The 22,677-nt window shown below is 69.8% G+C and carries 23 protein-coding genes; 7 read left to right on the top strand and 16 right to left on the bottom strand.

From position 1 onward, the window contains the following. The first annotated feature begins 91 nt into the window (after nt 1–91). Genes MUB56_RS20000 through MUB56_RS20010 form a run of 3 tightly spaced genes read left to right on the top strand, consistent with a single transcriptional unit; the run spans nt 92 to nt 1,363 of the window. Nucleotides 92–559 carry an SRPBCC family protein gene (locus tag MUB56_RS20000; RefSeq protein WP_244928765.1) on the top strand — a complete coding sequence of 156 codons (468 nt, stop codon included), beginning with the start codon at nt 92–94 and terminating at the stop codon, nt 557–559. After that, nucleotides 556–915, top strand: coding sequence for a metalloregulator ArsR/SmtB family transcription factor (locus MUB56_RS20005; protein WP_244928766.1), 360 nt, complete (start codon nt 556–558; stop codon nt 913–915). Before MUB56_RS20000 ends, MUB56_RS20005 begins: the two co-directional genes overlap by 4 nt. 4 nt (nt 916–919) lie before the next feature. Then, nucleotides 920–1,363: an SRPBCC domain-containing protein gene (locus MUB56_RS20010; protein WP_244928767.1), complete on the top strand. Its 444-nt coding sequence runs from the start codon at nt 920–922 to the stop codon at nt 1,361–1,363. A gap of 63 nt (nt 1,364–1,426) precedes the next feature. Here the strand turns inward: MUB56_RS20010 and hsaA are convergent, their stop codons facing one another. The 4 genes from hsaA to MUB56_RS20030 all read right to left on the bottom strand — a co-directional run bounded on the left by hsaA (nt 1,427) and on the right by MUB56_RS20030 (nt 5,747). Further along, nucleotides 1,427–2,593, bottom strand: a complete 1,167-nt coding sequence (gene hsaA / locus MUB56_RS20015) for a 3-hydroxy-9,10-secoandrosta-1,3,5(10)-triene-9,17-dione monooxygenase oxygenase subunit (protein WP_244928768.1) — start codon at nt 2,591–2,593, stop codon at nt 1,427–1,429. A 69-nt stretch (nt 2,594–2,662) separates the two neighbouring features. Next, entirely contained in the window at nt 2,663–3,580 is a 918-nt protein-coding gene (locus tag MUB56_RS20020; RefSeq protein ID WP_244928769.1) for a VOC family protein, read from the bottom strand. 33 nt (nt 3,581–3,613) lie between these two features. Beyond that, nucleotides 3,614–4,798, bottom strand: coding sequence for an acyl-CoA dehydrogenase family protein (locus tag MUB56_RS20025; RefSeq protein WP_244928770.1), 1,185 nt, complete (start codon nt 4,796–4,798; stop codon nt 3,614–3,616). Nucleotides 4,799–4,880: 82 nt separating this feature from the next. Continuing rightward, nucleotides 4,881–5,747: an alpha/beta fold hydrolase gene (locus tag MUB56_RS20030; RefSeq protein ID WP_244928771.1), complete on the bottom strand. Its 867-nt coding sequence runs from the start codon at nt 5,745–5,747 to the stop codon at nt 4,881–4,883. A 159-nt stretch (nt 5,748–5,906) separates the two neighbouring features. Here MUB56_RS20030 and MUB56_RS20035 point away from each other — a divergent pair, with 159 nt between their 5' ends. Next, a complete protein-coding gene (locus MUB56_RS20035; protein ID WP_244928772.1) occupies nt 5,907–6,485 on the top strand; it encodes a flavin reductase family protein in 579 nt (192 codons plus the stop codon). Here the strand turns inward: MUB56_RS20035 and MUB56_RS20040 are convergent. The 12 genes from MUB56_RS20040 to MUB56_RS20095 all read right to left on the bottom strand — a co-directional run bounded on the left by MUB56_RS20040 (nt 6,482) and on the right by MUB56_RS20095 (nt 19,612). Then, complete coding sequence (locus MUB56_RS20040) at nt 6,482–7,315, bottom strand: SDR family NAD(P)-dependent oxidoreductase (protein ID WP_244928773.1); 834 nt, start codon at nt 7,313–7,315, stop codon at nt 6,482–6,484. The genes MUB56_RS20035 and MUB56_RS20040 overlap by 4 nt on opposite strands. Further along, nucleotides 7,312–7,803, bottom strand: coding sequence for a nuclear transport factor 2 family protein (locus tag MUB56_RS20045; RefSeq protein WP_244928774.1), 492 nt, complete (start codon nt 7,801–7,803; stop codon nt 7,312–7,314). The genes MUB56_RS20040 and MUB56_RS20045 overlap by 4 nt, the downstream gene beginning before the upstream one ends. A gap of 49 nt (nt 7,804–7,852) precedes the next feature. After that, nucleotides 7,853–8,854 (bottom strand): oligopeptide/dipeptide ABC transporter ATP-binding protein, encoded by a 1,002-nt coding sequence (locus MUB56_RS20050; protein ID WP_244928775.1) that lies wholly within the window; start codon nt 8,852–8,854, stop codon nt 7,853–7,855. After that, complete coding sequence (locus MUB56_RS20055; protein ID WP_244928776.1) at nt 8,851–9,852, bottom strand: ABC transporter ATP-binding protein; 1,002 nt, start codon at nt 9,850–9,852, stop codon at nt 8,851–8,853. Before MUB56_RS20055 ends, MUB56_RS20050 begins: the two co-directional genes overlap by 4 nt. Nucleotide 9,853: 1 nt before the next feature. Further along, nucleotides 9,854–10,732: an ABC transporter permease gene (locus MUB56_RS20060; protein ID WP_244928777.1), complete on the bottom strand. Its 879-nt coding sequence runs from the start codon at nt 10,730–10,732 to the stop codon at nt 9,854–9,856. Further along, a complete protein-coding gene (locus MUB56_RS20065; protein WP_244928778.1) occupies nt 10,729–11,700 on the bottom strand; it encodes an ABC transporter permease in 972 nt (323 codons plus the stop codon). Before MUB56_RS20065 ends, MUB56_RS20060 begins: the two co-directional genes overlap by 4 nt. 35 nt (nt 11,701–11,735) lie before the next feature. Continuing rightward, nucleotides 11,736–13,271 (bottom strand): ABC transporter substrate-binding protein, encoded by a 1,536-nt coding sequence (locus MUB56_RS20070; protein WP_244928779.1) that lies wholly within the window; start codon nt 13,269–13,271, stop codon nt 11,736–11,738. 150 nt (nt 13,272–13,421) lie between these two features. After that, the gene (locus tag MUB56_RS20075) at nt 13,422–14,258 is read right to left on the bottom strand and encodes an LLM class F420-dependent oxidoreductase (protein WP_244928780.1); all 837 of its coding nucleotides are present in this window, start codon (nt 14,256–14,258) and stop codon (nt 13,422–13,424) included. Nucleotides 14,259–14,317: 59 nt separating this feature from the next. After that, nucleotides 14,318–15,121 (bottom strand): IclR family transcriptional regulator, encoded by an 804-nt coding sequence (locus MUB56_RS20080; protein WP_244928781.1) that lies wholly within the window; start codon nt 15,119–15,121, stop codon nt 14,318–14,320. A gap of 211 nt (nt 15,122–15,332) precedes the next feature. Beyond that, nucleotides 15,333–15,536 (bottom strand): hypothetical protein, encoded by a 204-nt coding sequence (locus MUB56_RS20085; protein WP_244928782.1) that lies wholly within the window; start codon nt 15,534–15,536, stop codon nt 15,333–15,335. Nucleotides 15,537–15,663: 127 nt separating this feature from the next. Next, nucleotides 15,664–18,684, bottom strand: a complete 3,021-nt coding sequence (locus tag MUB56_RS20090) for a penicillin acylase family protein (RefSeq protein WP_244928783.1) — start codon at nt 18,682–18,684, stop codon at nt 15,664–15,666. Nucleotides 18,685–18,949: 265 nt separating this feature from the next. Continuing rightward, nucleotides 18,950–19,612, bottom strand: coding sequence for a hypothetical protein (locus tag MUB56_RS20095; RefSeq protein WP_244928784.1), 663 nt, complete (start codon nt 19,610–19,612; stop codon nt 18,950–18,952). 72 nt (nt 19,613–19,684) lie between these two features. Here MUB56_RS20095 and MUB56_RS20100 point away from each other — a divergent pair, with 72 nt between their 5' ends. The 3 genes from MUB56_RS20100 to catA all read left to right on the top strand — a co-directional run bounded on the left by MUB56_RS20100 (nt 19,685) and on the right by catA (nt 22,676). Then, entirely contained in the window at nt 19,685–20,575 is an 891-nt protein-coding gene (locus MUB56_RS20100; protein ID WP_244928785.1) for a LysR substrate-binding domain-containing protein, read from the top strand. A 61-nt stretch (nt 20,576–20,636) separates the two neighbouring features. Further along, nucleotides 20,637–21,740, top strand: a complete 1,104-nt coding sequence (locus tag MUB56_RS20105) for an enolase C-terminal domain-like protein (protein ID WP_244928786.1) — start codon at nt 20,637–20,639, stop codon at nt 21,738–21,740. A gap of 69 nt (nt 21,741–21,809) precedes the next feature. Further along, nucleotides 21,810–22,676 carry a catechol 1,2-dioxygenase gene (gene catA, locus MUB56_RS20110; protein ID WP_244928787.1) on the top strand — a complete coding sequence of 289 codons (867 nt, stop codon included), beginning with the start codon at nt 21,810–21,812 and terminating at the stop codon, nt 22,674–22,676. Nucleotide 22,677: the final 1 nt, after the last annotated feature.

Below are 22,677 nucleotides of genomic sequence, written 5' to 3' on the forward strand. Positions count from 1 at the left end.
CCGCACCCCCGAATCGCAACCAATGGTTGCATCTCCTGGAGTTCCCGACTAACGTCATGCGCAACCAAACATTGCGCGAAGGGAAGCGGCCATGGAGTACGCAAGCATCGAGCGCGAGGTCCACATCCAGGCCTCCCCCGAGGTGGTGTTCGAGGTGGTCAGCCGCCCGGAGCACCTCCGGGAGTGGTGGCCCGACGAGACCACCCTCGAGTCCTCGGCCCCCGGCGCGACCGGCGAGCTGATCTGGGGCGACGAGGCCGACCCGCGCGCCAACGTCCAGCTCATGACGGTGGTGGAGTCGGACCCGCCGCGACGCTTCGCCTTCTGCTGGACCCACGCCGCGGACGAGGAGGCGGGTCCCGGCAACTCCCTGCTCGTGACCTTCGACCTGGTTCCCTCGGCGACCGGCACCTCGCTGCGGATGACCGAGTCCGGGTTCCGCGAGAGGGGCTGGGAGGCCGCGGTGCTCGAGGAGGCCTACCGCGACCATGTCTCGGGCTGGGACTTCTTCGTCCCCCGCCTCGCGGCGTACGCCGAGCGCCTGGTCGCCGCGCGATGACCGTGGCGGTCGACGACGCCCTCTGGTCGGCGGTCGGCGACCCGACCCGACGACGGATGCTCGACCTGCTGCTCAGCGGTGATGCGGGCACCGCCACCAGCCTGAGCGAGCAGCTGCCCGTCACCCGCCAGGCGGTCTCGAAGCATCTCGGCGTGCTCGACCGGGTCGGCCTGGTGCACGCGACGCCGTACGGGCGCGAGAAGAGATATCGCGTGGACGACGAGCAGTTCGCGCGGGCCATCGCCCAGCTCTCCGCGGTCGGCGCGGCCTGGGACGCCCGACTCCACCGGATCAAGCGGATCGCCGAGGCGATCCAACGCACCCAGGACGACGAAGCCAACAACGGAAAGAGGTAGGCAGATGGTGGACATCCTGCACCGCATCGGCGTCGAGAAGGCGTCACCCGCGGAGGTCTACGAAGCACTCACCACGGTGGACGGACTCGCCGCCTGGTGGACCGACCAGACCACCGGCGACCCCGAGGTGGGCGGCACGCTCGAGTTCCGGTTCGTCCCCGGTGGCTTCGACATGGAGGTGATCGAGCTGGAGCCCGCCAAGCGGGTCCGCTGGCAGGTCGCGGACGGCCCGCCGGAGTGGGTCGGCACCCACGTGACCTTCGACCTCTCCCAGGTCGACGGCTACACCATCGTGCTGTTCGCTCACGAGGGCTGGGCGGAGCCCGGGGAGTTCATGCACCACTGCAGCACGAAGTGGGCGTCGTACCTGCTGAGCCTCAAGGCGCTCGTGGAGACCGGCACCGGCGCACCCGCCCCGCACGACGTGATGATCAGCGACTGGCACTAGGCACCTGCGCCACGCGCCGGCGGCACAGCGACCTCCACCGGAACTCGCCGACGCCGCGAGCGCTCAGACGAGGTTGTCCTCGACCGGAATGCCGAACGCGCCCTTGCCGTACATCGCCAACGTCCGTTCCACGTCGTTCGCCACGTGCACCGAGCCGGCGTGCGCGTCGCGCCAGGCTCGCCCGATCGGGTTGTTGTGCCGCAACGAGTTGCCACCCGCTGTCTTGAAGAGCATGTCGATCGCGTCGAGTGCGCGCTCGGTGCCGCGCACCTGGTCCCGGCGAGCGCGCAGCCGCAGCTCCATCGGGATCTCGCGGCCCGCGGTGGCGGCGGCGTACAGCTCGCTGATGTTGCGGTCCATCTGCAGGATCGCCGCATCGACGTCCGAGGACGCACGCGCGAACGCGACCTGCGCGAACTGGTCCTCCATGAAGCGACCGCCGCCGAAGCTGAGCCGGTGCCGATCCGTCATCGTCGCCACGTAGGCGTCGAGGCTTCCCTGCACCGTGCCGAGGATCGGCGCCGTCACCGTGGAGGTGAAGATCGCCCCGAACGGCATCCGGTACAGCGGTCCGGTGTTGACCGCCTGTCCCGGACCGGCCAGCCGGGAGTGCTCGAAGTTCCGCAGCACGCGATGCGTCGGCAGCTGGACGTCGCGCACGATCACGTCGTTGCTGCCGGTGCCGCGCAGCCCGATCGTGTTCCAGACATCGACGATCTCGACATCGCGTCGATGCACCAGCGTGGTGATGAAGTCGACCGCGCTGCCGGTCGGGCCGATCACCAACGCGCCGAGCAGGAACCACTCCGCGTGATCGCACCCGGACGAGAAGCTCCACCTGCCGGCGAGCCGGTAGCCCCCGTCGATCTCCGTCAGCCGACCCACCGGGGCGTACGACGATGCCAGCAGCACGTCCGGCCCTGTCCCCCACACGTCGTCCTGCGCGGCTTCCGCGAAGAGTCCCAGCTGCCAGGGGTGAACGCCCATCACGGACGCCGTCCAACCGGTCGAGCCGCACACCCCGGCGATGGCTCGCACGGTCGCGTAGAAGTCGACCGGGTTGCTTTCCAGGCCTCCGTACCGACGCGGCTGCAGCATCCGGAAGAAGCCCGTCTCCCGCAGCTCGGTGATGGTCTCCACCGGCACCCGACGGGCATCTTCGACCGCTTCGGTGCGGTCGGCGAGACCGGGGAGCAGGTCGCGAACGTTGTCCAGCACGCTTTCGCTCATCCTCCAAGGATCACGTAGGCCGAGCCCTCGCCGGGCCGGGCTGTCGATGAGTGGGACCCCTCTCGGGACTCAGGGCATGGTGAAGGCGGCCAGGGGCTCGGAGGCCGACCAGTCATGGCCCCAGTACGAGTCCGCGGTGATCTCCTCCGCGGTGTAGAACGCCTCGTCGACCAACGTCCCCTCGCAGCCGTACTCGAGGTCCCAGCCGCCCGGCGCCCGCACGTAGAACGACACCATCTTGTCGTTCGTGTGCCGTCCCAGGGTCGACGACAGTGAGAATCCCGCCTTGCCGACCTTGTCCAGGGCGCGGCCGACCGCGTCGAGGGAGTCCACCTCCATCATCAGGTGCACCAGTCCCGGCTCCCTGCCGTGCGGCGCGGGGCAGACCGCCAGGCTGTGATGACGCTGGTTGACCCCTAGGAAGCGGACGCGACGTACGGGCGTCGGCGACGACAGCCCACCGAGCCGGATCGCACCACGAGGCAGGAACTCGAGCACCTCGGTGTAGAACTCGACCGACGCTTCGGGCACGGTCGTCGGCAGCACCACGTGCCCCATCCCCTGCGCACCCGTCACGAAGGCCTGTCCGTGCCCGGTCAGCACCGGGCTGTGATCGAGCACCGGCCCGAAGAAGACCTCCACCGGCGTACCGGCCGGATCCTCGAAGAGGATGCCCGCCTCGATCCGGCGCTCGTCGCACTCGTCCTGGTCGAGCACCCTCACCTCGCGGCCCGAGGCCTCGACGGCAACCCCCACCGTGGCCAGTGCGAACTGGTCGCGCACCTCCCAGCCGACAGCGAGGACCTTGTCCTGGCCGCCGGGGAGCACGATCAGCCGTGCTGCCCGCTCGTCCATCCGGAGGTAGAGCCCGTCGGGATCGGGGCCGTCGGTCTCCTGCATCGCCAGGCAGTCGACGGTGAGCTCGCGCCACCGAGGCACCTCCCTGCTCTGGACCTTCAGGTAGCCGAGCCCTCGGATCTGCGTCATGTCCTCGTCCTTCCGATCTCGTGGTGTGGGGTGTCAGATCATCGACAGCAGCGGACCCGGCGGCGGCACCACGTCGATGCTGGTCAACGCTGCGACGTGCAGCACAGGGCCGGGGACGTGGACGGCGTGGGCCAGGCCCATGTGGCCGTCACGCCAGAAGCGCTGGATCGGGTTGTCCATCCGGAGCCCGTTGCCACCCGAGCGGGCCACGACCTCGTCCATCGCCCGGACCGCCCGCCACGCCGCGGCCACCTGGGTACGACGCGACGCCGCACGCTCGGCGAAGCTGACCTCCGCCCCGGCGGCGGCCTGCTCGTAGAACCTGGTGATGTTGTCGAGCAACGCCGTGCGCGACGCCTTGATCTCCTCGGCCGCGGCACTGATCGCGGACATGACGTAGGGGTCGTCCCTGACCGCCGTGCCCGTGATCTGGACCCGGGTGCGCTGGTAGTCCAGGTGAGCGGACAGCGCACCCTCGGCGATGCCGATCACTGCCGAGGTGATGCCCAGCGGGAACGCCGTGGTGAACGGGACGTGGAACAGCGGATCGGTGTGCCCGGACTCGCGGGGCTGGGAACTGTCGAGGAACTTGGAGAACGGCACCACCCGGTAGTCGGGGATGAAGGCGTCCTCGACGATCACGTCCTTCGAGCCGGTGCCGCGCAGCCCCACGACGTCCCACGAGTCGTCGACGATCGTGTAGTCGGCCCGCGGCAGGATCACGTGCTGGTTCTGGCGAGGCTCCAGCGGCCTGCCGTCCTCGTCACCGAGGAACGCGCCCAGGAAGATCCAGTCACAGTGGTCGGTGCCGGAGGAGAACTGCCAGCGCCCGCTGAAGATGTAACCGCCCTCGACCGGACGGAGCACGCCCATCGGCGCGTACGGCGACGCGATCCAGGTGTCGGGGTCGTCTCCCCAGACCTCCTCCTGGACCCTCGGGTCGCACATCGACATCTCCCAGGGATGCACCCCGACGATGCCGGCGACCCAGCCCGTCGAACCGTCCAGTGAGGCCAGTCGCATCACCGCTTCGGCGAAGTCACGCGGGTGCGACTGGCTGCCGCCGTACGTGGCGGACTGCAGCATCCGGATCACCCCGACCTCGCGGAGCAGTTGCGCCGATCGATCGCTCAGGCGTCCGAGCCTCTCGTTCTCCGGACCGAGCGCTGCGAACTCCTCGGCGTGGGCCTCGATCGCAGCGAGAACCGAACTGGTCATGCGCATCTCTCTCTCGTGGAGGGTGGCAGGGCACCGGAGCCCTGCAGCACGGCGTACGGCGGGGGAAGCACCTGAGCGGGCGTCATGCCTCACGCGTCAGGAAGGCCAGGACGGCCGCCTCCCAGGCGGCCTTCTGCTCGATCATGGTCCAGTGCCCGCAGTTCGAGAACACGTGCACTTCGACGTCCCGGATCGTCCGCATCGGGAGCAGCATCATGTCGACCGGGCTGACCCGGTCGTCACGTCCCCAGGTGATCAACGTCCGCGCGGTGATCTTGTGCAGCATCGCCCAGTACGGCGGCTCCGGGGACGCCTCCGCTGCCTGGGCGGCGGCCTGCAGGACACCCCGGCCGTACATCCGCCTCGCAGAGGCCAGCGCGGCCGGGTCGAGGGCGGTCGCCCAGCGCTCCTCGATCAGCTCGTCGGTGACGAGCGACTGGTCGAAGACCATGGACCTGAGCCAGGCGATGAGCCGCTCCCGGGTCGGGTCCTCGACGAAATCGGTCAGCAGGTTCAGGCCCTCCCCCGGCGCCGGGCTGAAGATGTTGCGCCCCATCCCGCCGATGGTGACGAGCTGGCTCACCCGGTCCGGCTGCGCGATCGCGAAGCGGGTCCCGACGATGCCGCCCATCGAGTTGCCGATCATCGCCGCCTGCTCGATCCCCAACCCGTCGAGGAAGGTGCTGACCGAGGGAAGCGCCGCAGCCATCGGATGGAGCTCGGTGTCGTCGCTGACTCCGAACCCGGGGAACTCCAGGGCCAGGCACCGGAAGTGCGGAGCGAAGGTCGACAGGTTGCCGCGGTAGTTGCGCCATCCGCTCACCCCGGGCCCGGAGCCGTGGAGCATCAACAACGGTGGCGCGTCCGGGTCGCCTGCCTCGTGGTAGCGGAGCACCCCGCCGTCGGTCTGCAGCTCTCGCCGTGTCGACTCATGTGTTATCTGGGTCACGCAGCGCACGCTAGATCCGCGCTCCGGCTCCCGGAGGGCGCTCCCGTTGAATGGGAGGAGGTACGACGAGCGCCGACCAGCGGGAGTCGGGCTTCGGGACTTCCCGCCGCTGACCGGGAGTTCCACCTGCAGCTCGACGGCTCCCACTTGGGTGGTGCCATGACGACCGATGTCGGCCCGGACCGCACCGGGCCCCCGACGCCGGCAGAGATGCGTGCTGCCATGGGGATCTTCGCCTCCGGGGTCACCGTGGTGACCGGGATGGACGACGAGGGCCCGGTCGGGTTCGCCTGCCAGTCGTTCGCCTCGGTCTCGCTGGAGCCTGCGTTGGTCCTGTTCTGCGCCGATCATCGCGGCCGTGCCTGGCCGCGGATCCGCGCCACCGGACGCTTCTGCGTCAACGTGCTCAGCGAGGCGCAACGCGACCTGTGCGACCGGTTCGGCTCCAGCCGCGGCACCCGGTTCGAGGACCTCGACTGGCACCTGTCGCCCTGGGGTACGCCGTCGCTTCCCGAGGTGATGCTCCGGGTGCACGCCGAGGTCGAAGGCGTGCACCTCGCCGGAGACCACGACGTGGTGGTGGGACGGGTCCAGGGACTCGAGCAGGCCGACTTCCAGCGGCCGATGATCTACTACCGCAGCACCTTCGGCGTCGACTTCGACACTCGAGGTACGACGGACCCCGACGCCACGCCGGCAGCGCTCCTGCACTGGGGCGACGGGGTCCGCTGGGGCTAGTGCCGAGGGAGGGGCGGGAAGACCGGGCCGCCGCCGAACATCAGGCGCGGCGAGACCGGAGTGCCCCCGTCGGGCTCGGTGACGTCGTACTCGACCGCGGCCTCCGCAGTGATCAGCACGCCGCCGGTGCGTGCGTGGATCGCCGGGTCGGCGGCTACCGCCGCCAGCACCCGACCCTGCAGCTCCGGGGTCTCCGCGTCGGTGACCGGCACGCCGGCGATGTTGTCGACACCGCTGGCCAGCAGCTGCTCGGTGCGCACCAGGCCGGGCCACAACGACAGCACGGTGACACCGTGCTCACGCAGCTCGAGCGCGGCGTCGTGAGTGAGCTTGTCCAGGCCTGCCTTGGAGATCCCGTACAGGGTCGAGTGCAGGTAGGCGCGGGTGCCGACCGAGGAGATGTTGACGATCAGGCCCTCACCCTGCGCGATCATGAGGGGCGCGGCCGCATGGGTCGCCACGTAGTGCCCGCGCAGACCGACTCCGATCAGGCTGTCCCAGTCGGACAGCGGGCGCTCCCAGAACTTCTCCGGGGTCACGTGGTTCATCCGCGGGCCGGCCCAGGCGTTGTTGACCAGCAGGTCCAGGCGTCCCGCGTCAGCGTGCACCGTCGACACCAGGCGCTGTAGGTCGGCATCGTCGGTGTGCTCGCAGCGGTGGGCCCGGCCGATCCCGCCGGCCGCGTCGACCCGGTCCACGGTGGCCTGCAGGCGTTCGGCGTCGCGGCCAGACACGTGAACCGTCCAGCCGGCCTCGGCGAGCCCGACGGCGATGCCCTGACCGACGCCCTTGCTGCCGCCCGTGACCAGAGCGACGCGAGGACCCGTCACGAGAACGACTCCATGATCGTGAATCCCTCGGGAAGCGGCGTGACGAGCGCCCACAGCACGGTGACCTCACAGCTGGCGATCCGCCACGCGCCGTCCTCGACGACGTACCGGTCGGCGTACTCGATGGCGCTGACCCGCTCGGTCTTGTCCATGAGGTTGACCTGGCGGAAGCGCAACGTCCACGCACCAGTCGCCTCGGTCTCGCTCACCAGCGAGATCTCCGGGTGCACCGCGTGGTGCATGTCCAGAATCACGATCTGGTCGTCGACCCGGTGCAGGGCCAGTCGGCTGAAGACCTCGGCGATCCCGTCGGCGTCCTCGAACTTCCCGACCCGCGGGCCGTAGTCGATGACCGCGCCCTGGGCGATGAAGCAGTTGCGGAACTCGTCCGGCCGCTTGTCGTCACAGGCCCGCAGATAGCGGTGCTTCAGCGACTTGATCTGTTCGATCGCCTCGAGTCGCGCGATCCGTTCCTCCAGGGTTGCCACGTGTGCGGTCCTCTCGGTCATTCGTGTGCGGGATGGCATGGGTGCCGGGTCAGGCCTCGCGTGTCTGCAGCAGCCCGGTGTCCAGGGTCAGGTCCTCGACCAGGTGGCAGGCAACAGCTGCGCCGGAGACGGCGGTCCGGCTCACCGGTGCCTCGTCGTGGCACCGGCTGATCGCCTGCGGGCATCGGGAGCTGAACACGCAACCGGTCGGCGGGTGCATCGGGTCGGGAAGCTCCCCGATGAGCCGGATCCGCGGGCGCGAGCGTTGCACCACCGGGTCGGCGACCGGCGCGGACGACAACAGCGCCCGGGTGTAGGGATGCTGTGGTGCGGCGAACAGCTCCTCGGTCGGACCCTGCTCGACCAGCGTGCCGAGGTACATCACCGCGACCCGCTGCGCGACGGTCCGCACCACGGCCAGGTCATGGGTGATGAACAGGCAGGCCACGTCCAGCTCGGCGATCAGGTCCTGGAGCAGGGCGAGCACCTGGTTCTGGCTGGAGACGTCGAGCGCGCTCACCGCCTCGTCCGCGACCACGAGCTTCGGACGGAGCACCAAGGCGCGGGCGATCGCGATGCGCTGACGCTGCCCGCCGGAGAACTCGTGCGGGTAGCGGTCGGCGTGCTCGGCCCGGAGGCCGACCATCTCCAGCATCTCGATCGCCGTCCGTCGCCGCTCGCGACGGCCCTTGTCGCTGTGCACGACGAGTGGCTCGCCGATGATCTCGGCGACCGACATCGCCGGGTCGAGCGAGGAGAACGGGTCCTGGAACACCATCTGGATGTCGCGCCGAGCAACCCGCAGCGCACGACCACGGAGGTCGGTGAGGTCGGTGCCGGCGAAGCGCACCGAGCCACGATCGGGGCGGATGAGCTGCGTGATCCCGCGGACCGCACTCGACTTGCCGGAACCGGACTCGCCCACCAGCGCGACGACCTCGCCCGCGGCGACGTCCAGGTCGATGCCGCGGACCGCCGGCAGCGACCTGCGCCCGACCCGGTGCGACACATGCAGGTCGCGGACCTGCAGCAGAGCCTGGGTGGTGGTCATGCCAGCACCCCGTTCCTGGTCGGCCGGAGATCGAGCTCGACTGCCCGCAGGCAGCGCACTGCACCCCCGGAAGTCCGTGCCTCCAGGGCGATCGGGGACGGACCACACGCATCCATGGCGTGGCTGCAGCGCGGCGCGAAGCGGCAACCGGTCGGGAACTGGCTCGGCATGGGTGGCGTTCCCGGGATGATCTCGATCCCGCCGACGCCGTCGACCCGCGGGAGCGATCGCATCAGGCCGGCAGTGTAGGGATGCCGCGGTCGTTCGAAGATGTTGAAGCACTCCGCCTGCTCGACGACCTGGCCGGCGTACATCACCACGACCTCGTCGCACACGTCCGCCACGACACCGAGGTCGTGGGTCACCAGCAGCACCCCCATCCCGAAGTCCTTGGCCAGACCGCTGATCAGGTCGAGGATCTGGGCCTGGATGGTCACGTCCAGTGCCGTCGTCGGCTCGTCGGCGATCAGCATCCGGGGCTCGGTGGCCAGCGCCATCGCGATCATCACCCGCTGCCGCATGCCGCCGGAGAACTGGTGCGGATACTCACCGAGCCGACTCGCGGCTCGCGGGATGCCGACGAGGTCCAGCACCTCGACGGCACGTCTGCGGGCGTCTGAGCGACTGACACCCCGATGCCGGCGGACCACCTCGGCGATCTGGGAGCCGACGGTGAAGGCAGGGTTCAGGCTGGTCATCGGCTCCTGGAAGATCATCGCGATCTCGTTGCCGCGTACGTCGGCCATCTGCCGCTCGCTCAGCTTCAAGAGGTCACGGCCGTCGAAGAGCACCTCCCCTTCGGAGGTGCGGCCGTTCTCCCCGTGGAGCCGGAGCAGCGCGAAGCAGGAGACGCTCTTGCCCGAGCCCGACTCGCCGACGAGGGCGACGATCTGACCGGGCATCACGTCGAAGGAGACCCCGGTGACCACCGGCTGCCACGCACCGCGGGCGCCGAACTCGACGGTCAGGTCCTTGACGGACAGCAAAGGTGACGTCATGTCACACCCTTCCCTTCTCGCGGCCGACGGAGTCGGCCAGGCCGTCGCCGATCACGTTGCAGGCCAGCACACACGTGACGACGGTGACGGTCGGCACGATCACCGGCCATGGTGTGTAGAACCAGGCCGCACGCCCCTCGGACAGCATGCTCCCCCAGCTCGGGTCCGGCGGCTGCACCCCGAGCCCGAGGAAGCTCAGCGAGGACTCCGCCAGGATCGCGAACCCGAACGCCAGGCTGATCTGCACGGCAAGCGGCGACAACACGTTGGGCAGCACGTGACGGCGCAGGATCCAGTGCGTAGGGGTGCCGATGCTGCGCGACGCCTCGATGAAGGTCTCCTCGCGCACGGCAAGCGTCGCTGCGCGCACGACCCGGTAGAAGCGCGGCACGAAGACGACGCCGATGGCGAGCATGGCGTTGGTGAGGTTCGGGCCCATCACGCCGACGATCGCCAGGGCGAGCAGCAGGGGCGGGAAGCTCAAGATCGCATCGGCGATGCGCGAGAAGACCGCGTCCCACCAGCCGCGCAGGAGACCGGCCAGCAGGGCCGGAACCAGACCGCCGACCAGGCCGACGCCGACCGACATCACCGCTGCTACGGCGGCCACCCGGGCGCCGTACAGCAGTCGCGAGAGGGTGTCACGGCCCAGCGCGTCGGTGCCGAGCCAGTGGCCGTCGCTGAACGGCGGCAGTCGTCGTCCCTCGCTGTTCTGCACCAGCGGGTCGTACGGTGCGATCCAGGGGGCGGTGACGGCGGCGATCAGCCAGATCACCAGCACGGCCAGAGCGAGCCGGTTGGCCCAGGGGCCGGCGAAACGCCGGACGAAGCGACGGCGCGGGGTCTCGTGGACGACCCCCGGCGCGGGAACGGCACTCACTGCGACTCACCCCTCGGGTTGAGATATCCGTAGGTCAGGTCGACCAGGAGACTGGCGAGCACGGTGATCGTCACGGCGAAGACGACCATGCCCTGGATGGCCGGCAGGTCACCGGCCATGACGGCACGGACGGCGAAGTCGCCGAGCCCCTGGATGCCGAAGATCGTCTCGACCACCGCGGTCCCGCCCAGCAGGTAGCCGGTCTGGATGCCGACGACCGTCACCACCGGCATCATCGCGTTCTTCAATCCGTGCTTCCAGACCACCGCGCCCGGCAGCAGGCCCTTGGCCACCGCCGTTCGCACGTAGTCCTGACGGAGCACGTCGGCCAACGAGGCCCGCAACTGGCGGGCGATCTCTGCCGCGGCGACCACGCCGAGAGCGAATCCGGGCAGGATCAGATGCTCCAGCCACGGCCAGAAGCCCTCGGACAGCTCGACGTACCCCGTCGCCGGCAGCCACTGGAGCTTGACCCCGATGATCAGCGTCAGAAGCAGACCGAGCACGAAGTTCGGCGTGGCCAGACCGAGGGTGCTGCCGACCGTGACGACGCGGTCCTCCCACCGCCCGGCCCGGCGGGCGGCCAGCACTCCGGTGGGGATGCCGATCAAGAGCGCGACGGCCATCGCCACCAGGGTCAGGGAGATCGTGATCGGCAGTCGGGCGACGATCATGTCCCACACCGGAGTGCGGAACGTGTAGCTCGTGCCGAGGTCACCCTGCACCAGGTTGCCCAGGAACGAGGCGAACTGCTCGTACGCCGGCCGGTCCAGGCCGAGGTCGGTCCTGACCGCCTCGATCTGCGCCTCGGTGGCCCCTTCCCCGGCGATCCGGTGGGCCGGATCGCCGGGGATGAGGAGCACCAGGCTGAACGTCGCCAGGCTCACGATCGCCATGAGCGGGACCAGGGCGACGAGTCGTCGCCCCAGCATCGACCGGGTCCTGCTCCCCACCGCACTGGTGCTCATGTGCCTCTCCCTCGTGACCGGACCGACAGCGTCGGTCAGCCGTTGATTCCGACGCCGCGGAACTCGCTGATGCCGACGAGAGGCGGCTCGTAGCCCGTCACCCGCTCGCTGCAGACCGCTCCGACGGCGTTGAAGGTGAGCGGCGCGACCGCGCCCTGCTCCAGGACCAGCCGCTGCACCTCGGCAAGGGCCTCGCCGCGCTCCGCGACGTCGTCGGTGGAGTTGGCCGCCTGCAGGGCCTCGTCGAACCCGTCCACCTCGGTGCGGCTCACGTTCTGCGGAGCGTCGGCGTCGAAGTAGCTCGACAGGAGCATGGACGGGTCGGCACGGCCGGTCCAGGCGGTGATCACCGCGTCACCGGTGCCCTTGAGGAAGTTGACCCCCAGGTCGGCCGGCGGCAGCGCCTTGATCTCCATGTCGATGCCGATCTCGGCGAGCTGGGCCTTGACGATCTCCGCCGTGGTGACGAACTGGGGAATGGTGAGCGTGACCGTCGTGAAGGAGAACCCGTCCGCCAGCCCGGCCTGGGCGAGCAGGTCCTTGGCCGCCTGCTGGTCCTGGGTGAGCAGGTCGGCGACGGAGTCGTTCGGCACGAAGTAGTCGTCCGGGAACAGACCGGTCGACGCCGCGCCCTTGCCCTCCTGGGCCGCCTCGAGGATGGCGTCGCGGTCGAGGGCCAGGTTGATCGCCTTGCGGACCAGCGGGTCACCGAGCTCGCTCTTGGTCTGGTTGAAGTAGAGGACCGTCTGGGTGAGCACGGTGCGCGCCTTCGTCACCGCGTTGGGGATCGCCTCCGCAGGGGCGATCATGGCGGGCGACACCAGCGCACAGTCGGCCTGGTCGGAGCTGATCCCGTTGAGGTTCGTCTGGGGGTCGACGATCACGGTGACGTCCATGCCGCCGACCTTCAGCGCCTCGGCGTCCCAGTAGTTCTCGGACGCCTCGAACACGTAGTGCGCACCCGGATCGGCCTCGGCAAGTGTGAAGCGGCCGATGCCGTTCGAGTCCGTGGCCAGCGCCGCGGCAGCATCGGGAGTGGCGAACGCCTGGGGACTGACCATCATCCCGGACAGGTCGGAGAGCGTCAGCACGAGATGGGCACCGGGTGAGTTCAGCTTCAGGGTGACCGTCGACGGGTCCACCACCTCGACGCTGTCGACAACCGCGAGCAGCGGAGCGGTGATCGAGTCCGGCTCCAGGGCCCGCTCGAGATTGGCCTTGACCGCCTCGGCGTCGAACGGGGTGCCGTCCTCGAAGCTCACCCCGCTGCGCAGCTTGAAGGTCAGGCTCTTGGAGTCCTCGCCGAACTCCCACGACTCGGCAAGGCCGGGCACCGGCTGGCCGTCGACGTCCTGGTGGACCAGGCGGTCGTAGACGTAGTTGAGCAGGATGTAGTCGGAGGATGCGACCGTCTTGTGCGGGTCGAACGACGTGACGCCGCCCGAGGTGGTGTACCTCAGGATCGCACTCGGGTCAGCCTCGCCATTGCCGCCGTCGCTGCTGCTGCTGCCGCCACCGCAGGCAGTGAGGGTCAGGCAGGCCGCGGCCGCCAGAGCTGGAAATCGCTTCACGGGTTTCTCCACTTCGTTGGTGTGTGCCCGCCCGAGGGGCCTGCGCGTGCTGCTGGTCACATCGCACGGCTGATCCTGATCGGCGGATGCGGCCCCGAGAGCCCACTCCCAGTGATCGGGAGTGGTCTCGTCGACAGGTTGCGGGGGGAGTCAGAGGCCGAGCCGGGCGGCGACGTCGTCGAGGTGCTTCATCACCGCGGACTCGTCGCCGTCGGGAAGGGTCCACACGGCCTCGGTGACGCCACCGGCCTCCCACTCGTCGAGCACCTCGAAGGTGGGTCGGAGCGCTCGCACCTCCGGATGGCCGGAGCGGCCGGCCGCGTCCCAGGCTGCCTGCAGGCGGGTGATCTGCTCGGGGATGCTCTGGTCGAGTGGGGTGGTGAGCCAGCCGTCGGCGTTCGCCGCGATCCACGCGAAGGTCTTGGGACCGGCCTGGGCGCCGATGATGACCGGCACGTGCTCCTGGATCGGCTTGGGCCAGGCCCACGATGCCTGGAAGGAGACGAACTCGCCTTCGTAGGAAGCCTCCTCCTGGGTCCAGAGCGCACGCATCGCCTCGACGTACTCCTTGAGCACGGTGCGACGACGCTCCGGCGGCACACCGTGGTCGGTGAGCTCGTCGGTGTTCCAGCCGAAGCCGGCCCCGAGCACCACGCGACCGCCGGACATGAAGTCCACGGTGGCGATGGTCTTGGCGAGCGTGATCGGGTCGGACTCCACCGGCAGTGCGACCGAGGTCCCGAGACCGATCCGCTCGGTGACGGCCGCGACCGCACCGAGTGCGACCCACGGGTCGAGGGTGCGCATGTAGCGGTCGTCGGGAAGGGAGTCGTCTCCCGTGGCCGGATGGGCTGCATCCCGACGGACCGGGATGTGGGTGTGCTCGGGAACGTAGAAGGTGGCGAAGCCTCGGTCCTCTGCCGCCTTGGCGGCCTGCTGAGGAGTGATGCCGCGGTCGCTGGTGAAGAGTGAGATTCCATGGCGCATGGCGGCACGCTAGGGACCGCGGCCGGCGCGCAGGGACGAAACCCAGCGAGTGGGATGACCTACATCCAGCGCCCGCTGCTGGTCGCGAGGATGCTGGCCAGGGTCTCCGCGGACCAGGTGTGCAACGGGTGGCTCTCGGCTGCCGGGACGCTCGCGCGCCGCGGAAAGAGCTCGGCGCTGACCCGTCGCGTGGCGTCGGCGACCAGCGGTGCCATCTTCTCCAGGGGAATGCGTCCGGAGACCGAGAGCGAGATGCTCCCGACCGGGCCGTCGGCGCCGAGGATCGCGGACGAGACACAGGCGACCGACGGGAAGCACTCGCCCTGCTCGAAGGCGAGGCCGCGGCGCTCGCGGACCCGGTGCAGCTCCTGGTGGAAGACCGACAGGTTGGAGATCGTGCGCGGCGTCATCCTGCCCAGGTCGGCGCCGACGAGCTCGTCGACCTCCTCCGGCGGCAGCCAGGCCAGGATGGCTTTCCCCAGCGCCGTGCCGTGGGCCGGGGCCCGACCTCCGACCCGCGACGGCACCGAAGCGGCGAACCGGCCGCCGAGCTTGTCGAGATAGTGGACGTGGGCGCCCTTGAGGACGGCGAGGTGGACGACGGTGCCGGTGGACATCTGCAGCTCGTGAAGGACCGGAGCGGCAACGTGACGCAGCTCCATCGAGGTGTTCCCCCAGTCGGAGAAGCTCGTCGCGCGCGTCCCGAGGCCGTAGCCCTCCGGGATGCGCCGCACCCACGACAACTTCGTGAGGGTGGTCAGCATCCGGTGCGCCGTCGAGCGAGCCAGCCCGGTCGCGCCCATGACGTCCTCGAGACTGAGCCGTGAGCTCGGAGACTCGAAGGCGTCGAGGACCGCGGTCATCCGCTCGATCATCGACGTCGACGGAGACGGGGATCCGCCAATGCCCGTCTCCAGAACCTCGCTCCTGGTGAGCGTCATCGCCGGTCCCCTCCCCTGACGAATGCGTGCTTGACGCAACGACATCGTTCCCGCAGACAAGCACCGTGTGACCGTGGTCTCACCCGTAGTCCCATCCAGTGAAACTGGCTGCGGACCTTCCGCGGCTCTGCGGTCACGGCAGGTCGGGGGCGGGATGGCTCCTCGGCTCGTAGCGCATCGCCACCGCTGCTCCCGAGCCGAACTCCAGCCGGCTCACCAGCTCGAGGTCGACCTGCCTCGACAGCCCCGAGACGACGTACTTCCTCGCCGCGTCGATCGTCCGGGCGAAGGGCTCCGTCCACTCGGGTCTCGCCCCGTCGGCGTCAGCGGTCGCCACGCGGACCCCGTCATCTCGCAGGTGGTCCGCCCGAAGAGCAGTACCGGCGTCGTACGACCCCGCCCCCGGTCCTTCCGGTCCGGGGGGGGGTCGTACGGATCACGAGTGCGGCCGTCGGGCCGGGCCCTCAGCGCACCTTCTTCGTCTGGGATCCGTGCGAGGGCGCTACGCCGGCACTGCCCCGGTAGCGGGCGGTCACCTTGTACGCACCGCGGTTCCGGGCAACGTGGACCTGCGCTACTCCTCGGCGGTTGACCGCGACCTTCGTGGAGCGGATCACCTTGCCGTTCCGCACCACCGTGATGCGGACCCAGCCGGTGACCGTTGCCGTCGAACCGACCTTCGCGGTGATGTCGATGGTGCGCTTGCCCGGCACCATCCAGACCTTGGTTGCTGAGGCCGCCCGACGGGGCTGGATCGCCTTCGTGGTGGCCGACCCGACGGCCCTCCCACCCGTCATCGCGGTCACCCGTGCCGTGAGCTGGGCGCCGACGTCCGCCGGTTGCACGACGTACGTCCGGGCGGTGGCCCCGACGATCGGCCGGCCGTTGCGGAGCCACTGGACGACGACGCTCTCGGGAACCGGGCTGAAGTCAGCGGGCGAGACCTCGGCCAGCTTCAGCTTCCTGCCGACCCGAGCGACGCCCGTGATGGTGAGGGACTTGCCGGTGTAGGCGGATCCGCTCGGAGCATGGCGTGCGTCGTACTCCTGCAGCCGCAGGCTCCGCATCCCGTCGTAGTGGGCGAGGCAGGCGCGCTCATCGGCGAAGTCGACGCCCAGGCCCTCGCGCCAACCGTCGTCGAGGCAGACACCGGAGTCCTCCACGAGGTAGGTCGAACTGGTCGTGGCGGCTGCGACGTCGGACTCCGTGACCGGCAGGTCGACCCACTGCTTCTTCGAGTACATCCGGGTCATGTCCGAGTAGTGCGGCGAGTTCGGGTTGGTGGACTGGGAGAACGCGAGGATCCCCCGGCTGACCAGCCCGTCCGCACGGAACTCCGATGCCTGGATCCAGCTGGCACCGCTGCTGACCTCGGGGTAGCCACCCGCCGCCGCGTTGAACGGAGCGGTGAGGATGTTGAACAGGCCCGACTCACCGGTTCCGCCGTGCATCGGGATGCGTACGCCGTTCCTCGTCACCGACTGGACGTCGCCGAGGCGCGCGTCCAGGTCGACATCCGCGGCGCGGAGCTTCGTCACGGCCGCGGCGATCGCCTGCAGCACCGCGTCGTTGTCCTCCGGGTCGAGATCACGAGGAGTGTTGACCGGGTCCTCGGGGTCGAAGTCGACCAGGTAGTTCCAGTTGGCCGGCAGGACCCGGCCGCCGCGACCCGCCGCCATGATCTCGCGGAAGAGGTGGGCGCCCCGGCTCTCCAGGTCGTCGTGAAGATCCCATCCCTCCAGGACGCCGCAGGCCTCGCTGATGTCGGTCACGGTGGAGTCGGGTCCGGTGACGGTCGGGTTGTCCTCGCACAGCTCGACCATGCCGTCGCGCAGGATGACTCCGGAGTAGCTGGTGTTGCTGAACATCAGCTTCTGCAGCCTGCCCAGGGTGAACTTGTTGCCCACCTCGCCGTCGGTGCCGGACAGTCGTTGCTCGATGGCGCTCAGGCCGGCGCGGGTCCTCAAGGTGCGCTCCGTGCCGGTGACCCCGAAGGCCCCGTCATAGCCGGTCAGCGGCTGGGCAGGGTTGGCCAGCCAGTAGCTGTCGTTCATGTTGGACACGAAGTCGTCGCGGAACAGGTGCGGCGTGGCGTCGGGACCGAAGGTGAAGTCGTTCGCGGCCGTGGGGTCGATCTTCCACATGCACTCCGACCTCGATCCGTCGTAACCACCGGGCACGGCGCATGCGGCACGTTGGTCGTCGGTGAAGTAGGGAATCGGGTTCGCATCGGTGTAGTAGGTCTCGCCGGAGGAATCAGCGGCCATCACGTTCGTGCCCTGGAACTGGTACTTGTTCTGGATCTTCTCGAACTCCCGGACGGAGGTCGCCTTCCAGGACTCGTTGAGCGACTCCACGCCCCGCCAGCCGGGATCCGTGGGACGGACCGCGTAGGCGATGTCGTCGTTCCAGGCGAATCCGGGTCCGCCGACGAGCCGGGCTCCGTAGTGGGTGGAGTAGAAGGTGTGCTCGGCGTTCGTGGTCCCCCCGTTGCCGTCCGGGACCTCGACCTCGACGACCTCCCTCACCATCTCGCGCTCGGCACCGTCGAAGAGGTAGTGCGTCGGCTTCCCGGGGACCAGCTGCAGCCGGTAGAAGGTGTAGTCACTCGCGCGCGAGACGGTGGCGGTCCAGGCGATGTCCTCCGTCGCGCCGAAGGCAACCTGGATCCGGCCCATGGTGGTTGCCCCCGTCATGTTCATCTCGCCGGGGATCGTCTGGTGCAGGGCGTACATCCGCTGGGCCGGCGTGTTCCAGCTCAGGTGCGGGTTCGCGAGCAACATCCCGCCGCCGCCGGCGGTTGCGGCGGCACCGATGGCGACGCCGTTGCTGCCCCGGTCCTCGTCGAACAGTCGGGCGATCGCCTCTTCGGGCGTCGGTTCGGTCGATCCCGCCCGGACGCGGGCGCCCGCGGAGCCCGTGGCGGTCGGGGGCGCGGCGGCCAGGAACTGCGTGGAGAGCGCAGGGAGGAAGAAGGGCATCCGGGAGATTCGACGTAGGTCCAGCTCGTCGACCGGCCGGACCCAGGAGGCTCCGCGGCAGCCGGGGTCGGTGATCGCGTCGACACCCGTGTCCCGCAGGTACCTGTTGAAGCCGGCCGCGGCCCCTCGGAAGACCGCGGCCTGCTTGGACTCGAGCGGCTCCTCGGCCGCCCCGCGGTCGATGAAGAGCTGGTAGAAGGAGTCGCTACTCACGTTCTGCGGTGTGGCGCCGAGCAGCTCGGAACGCTGCGCAGCGAAGGTGATCACGAGATCCGCGATCATGCAGACGTTGTCCTCGGCCATGGCGTACCCGGTGCCGTAGCCCAGGCTGGCGTAGTCGTCCGCCTTGACGTTGGGCACTCCCCCGTCGCTGCGCCTGACCAGCGCTTCGTAGGTGACGTTCCGGTTGATCTCTCCGGTCCTGTCGACGTTCGGCGCCGAGGCGACCACCGGCGTGCCCGGGTATCCCCACGAGCCGAGCACCAATCCGAGAGCGGCCACCATCCCCAGTGACCGTCTCCGTGTCCCTCTTCGCAACATCCGCTGGCCCGCTTCCTGGTGGTGGTGAATCGGCTCCGAACAAGCGGGTGACCTGAGTCACATCCGCGACTTTTCGGATGCTAACGACCACACCGGGGTTCTGCGGCGACGAATCCCACTGCCCGGTATCTCATGCCGACGGGGAGAACGTCGGTGTGCAGCGCGTCCACCGTCGCGGATCGAGGACTACCCGAGCCGGGCCGGACGCAGGCCCGGACGTGGAGCTACGTCAGCGCGGTGACGACAGGAGGGCGGCGGCCGGTCGCGACTCGATCTGCGGCGCCGCGGACCGGAGGTAGCCGGCCTGCCACGCTCGGTGGACCACCATCCCGCCGACCAGTGACCCGAGCATCCCGAGCGTGAGGTCGCCCAGGGTGTCGGCGTACCGGTCGACGGCACCCGAGGCGCTCAGGAACGCGACGTACTCGGCGAGCTCCCAGGCGAGGGCGGCGGTGACGCCGAAGGCGAGCGAGCGTTCCAGGACCGCGCCCAGGGAGGCGCCGTGCGGCAGGGTGAGGATGACGAAGGCGGCGGCGAGCAGGCCGGTGTTGACGAAGTGCATCCAGTCGTCGAACGACCGGATGGTGTCGTACAGGTCGAGCCGGTTGCCGAGCGTGTCGGAGAAGCAGGTCACCGTCACCAGGAGGTCGGCCAGCCACGGGAACGAGGCCCGGTCGCGCCAGCGCAGGAACCACAGCGCGGGGATCGCGAAGGCGAGCAGGGGGTAGCCGACCGCGCGGGCCGTGGCTCCCTTGCCCTCCAGGTTGCCGACCTCGGGAGACACCACGACCGTCAGCAGCAGGAGCACGAGGACGGCCTTCGCCATCACGTCCAGCGCACACACGACGCCGGGGACGGAGTACCGGACTGCTGGTTGGGCGGGGACACTCACCGGCGCAGGCTATCCGCGGCCAGCACGGGTACGACGCGCTGGGGTCGGCCAGCACCCCCGTAGCCTCGTCGCATGGAGCTGCGCCATCTCCGCTACTACGTCGCCGTCGCGGAGGAGTGCCACTTCGGCCGGGCCGCGGCCCGGCTGCACATCGCCCAGCCCCCGCTGTCGCAGCAGGTCAAGCAGCTCGAGGCCGAGCTCGGCGTCCAGCTCCTCGTCCGCTCGACCCGACGGGTGGAGCTGACCGCCGCCGGCGAGGCCTTCCTGGATCGCGCCCGCGCCCTGCTGGCCGGCGTCGAGGCCGCCGCCGACGAGGCCCGACGGGTCGCGGCCGGCGAGCTGGGGCACCTCGCGATCGGGTTCACCGGCACGGCGACGTACGAGCTGCTGCCCACGCTGAGCAGGGCACTGCGCCACGAGCTTCCCGGCGTCGGGCTCGACCTGCGCGGCGAGATGCTCACCCCGAGCCAGACCGAGGCACTCCTCGATGGCCGCCTGGACATCGGCCTGCTCCGACCGCCCGTGGGCGACGCCGACCTGACCACCCGGATCCTGCGCGAGGAGCCGCTGATCGCCGTGCTCCCCGAGTCGCATCCGCTGGCCGGCGGCACCCACGTCGACGTCGCCGACCTGCGCAACGAGACGCTGGTCGGCTACCCGTCCCGGCACCGCTCGGTCATCCACGACGCCGTCGTGGAGGCCTGCCGCGGCGCCGGCTTCACCCCGCGCGCCACCGAGGTCGCGGAGACCTCGACCCTCGTCTCCTTCGTCGCCGCCGGCCTCGGCGTGGCCCTCGTCCCGCGCTCGGTGCAGCACCTGCGCATCACCGGTGCGACGTACCGACCGCTCACCGGCAGCATCCCGACAGTGGCGCTCGCCGTCGCCACCCGCCGCAACGAGGCCGACCCGGCCGTCCTCCGTGCGGTCGAGATCATCAGCCGGCTGGTCAATCAAGATTTCTGACGTCTCAATCGAGACGAAATCTGTCCTTCACTCATCCTGATCCCCGTGTGACGCTCGTCCCATGAAGATCAGCGGGATCGAAGCCATCCCCTACGCGATCCCCTACCGCAAGCCCCTGCGCTTCGCGAGCGGCGAGGTCGCCACCGCGGAGCACGTGCTCGTCCGGGTGCACACCGACGGCGGGATCGTCGGGACCGCCGACGCCCCGCCCCGCCCGTTCACGTACGGCGAGACCCAGGTCTCGGTGCGCTCGATCGTCGCCGACCACTTCGGCCCGCAGCTGGTCGGCCTCGGGATCCTGGAACGCGAGGTGGTCCGCAGCCGCCTGGAGCGGACCGTCGGCAACCCGGTCGCCAAGGCGGCCGTCGACATGGCCATCTGGGACGCCATCGGCCAGAGCCTCGGCGTCTCCGTCAGCGAGCTGCTCGGCGGCTTCACCGACCGGATGCGGGTCTCGCACATGGTCGGCTTCGCTCCCGCCGAGGAGATGGTCGCCGAGGCGGAGCGGATCCGCGACGAGCACGGGATCTCGACGTTCAAGGTCAAGGTGGGACGCAAGCCGTACCGCGACGACGTCGAGGCCTGCCGCGCCCTGCGCGTCGCCCTCGGCCCGGACGTCGAGCTGTACGTCGACGGCAACCGCGGCTGGACGCCGAGCGAGGCGGCCCGCGCCCTGCAGGAGATGCGCGATCTCGACCTGACCTTCGCCGAGGAGCTCTGCCCCGCCGACGACGTGCTCGGCCGGCGCTGGCTGGTGCAGCAGTCGACGATCCCGATGTTCGCCGACGAGAGCGTCTCCCGGCCGGGCGAGGTCACCCGGGAGCTGCTGAACGGCGCCGCGACCGGCATCAGCATCAAGACCTCGCGGACCGGGTTCACGACGAGCCAGCTGGTGCTCGGCCTGTGCGAGGGGCTGGGCGTCGAGGTGGTCATCGGGAACCAGATCGACACCCAGGTCGGCTCCCTGTGCGCCGCCGCCTTCGGCGCCGCCCACCCGCTCACCGCCCGGCGGGCCGGCGAGCTCTCCAACTACCTCGACATGACCGACGACCTGCTCGCCGATCCCCTGACGATCCAGGACGGCGAGCTCGCCGTACGACAGGGACCCGGCCTCGGCCTCGTCATCGACGAGGACAAGCTCGCGCGCTACCGCCAGGACCGCTGAGCCCGGATCCGCACCATCCGGATCCGCACCGGCCGACTTCGCACCATCCAGACGAAACGGAGCACCACGATGACCGAGCTCGACAACTCCACCGACCTCGAGCGGACCGCCCGCGCGGCCGACTCCGGCGCGAACGCCACCCGGGTCTTCCAGAGCAAGCTGGCCGGTGGCTCGACCATCCCGACGGAGCGGGTCGACGAGGTCGCCACCGCCGCAATCAAGGCGCTCCACGACGTCATCCGGGACAAGCAGGTGACCTACGAGGAGTACGACTACCTGAAGAAGTGGATGATCCAGGTCGGCCTCGACGGCGAGTGGCCCCTCTTCCTCGACGTCTGGCTGGAGCACGTCGTCGAGGAGGTCGCCAACGCCGACCGCGAGGGCAGCAAGGGCACCATCGAGGGCCCCTACTACATCCCCGACGCCCCGATGCTGCCCGCCGAGTGCACCCTCGAGATGCGGGCCGACGAGCCCGGGACCCCGCTGCGCTTCCAGGGTCAGGTCCGCGCCGTCGACGGCACGCCGCTGTCCGCTGCCGTCGTCGACATCTGGCACGCCGACGACCTCGGCTTCTACTCCCAGTTCGCACCCGGCCTCCCGGAGTGGCTCTTCCGCGGGCGCGTGATCACCGACGACGAGGGCCGCTTCGCGATCAACACGATGCAGCCGGCGCCGTACCAGATCCCCACGGACGGCTCCTGCGGCACCCTGATCACGGCCGCCGGCTGGCACGCCTGGCGGCCCGCCCACATCCACCTGAAGGTCTCGGCGCCCGACCACCTGCTCATCACCACCCAGCTCTACTTCGAGGGTGGGGAGTACGTCGGCACCGACATCGCCGATGCCGTGAAGCCCGAGCTGCTGCTGACCCCGACGCCGCGCGCCGACGGCCAGGGCAACGAGGTCACCTACGACTTCGTGCTCGACCCCGCCTGAC

Source organism: Nocardioides sp. W7 (assembly GCF_022919075.1).
Taxonomy (GTDB): Bacteria; Actinomycetota; Actinomycetes; order Propionibacteriales; family Nocardioidaceae; genus Nocardioides.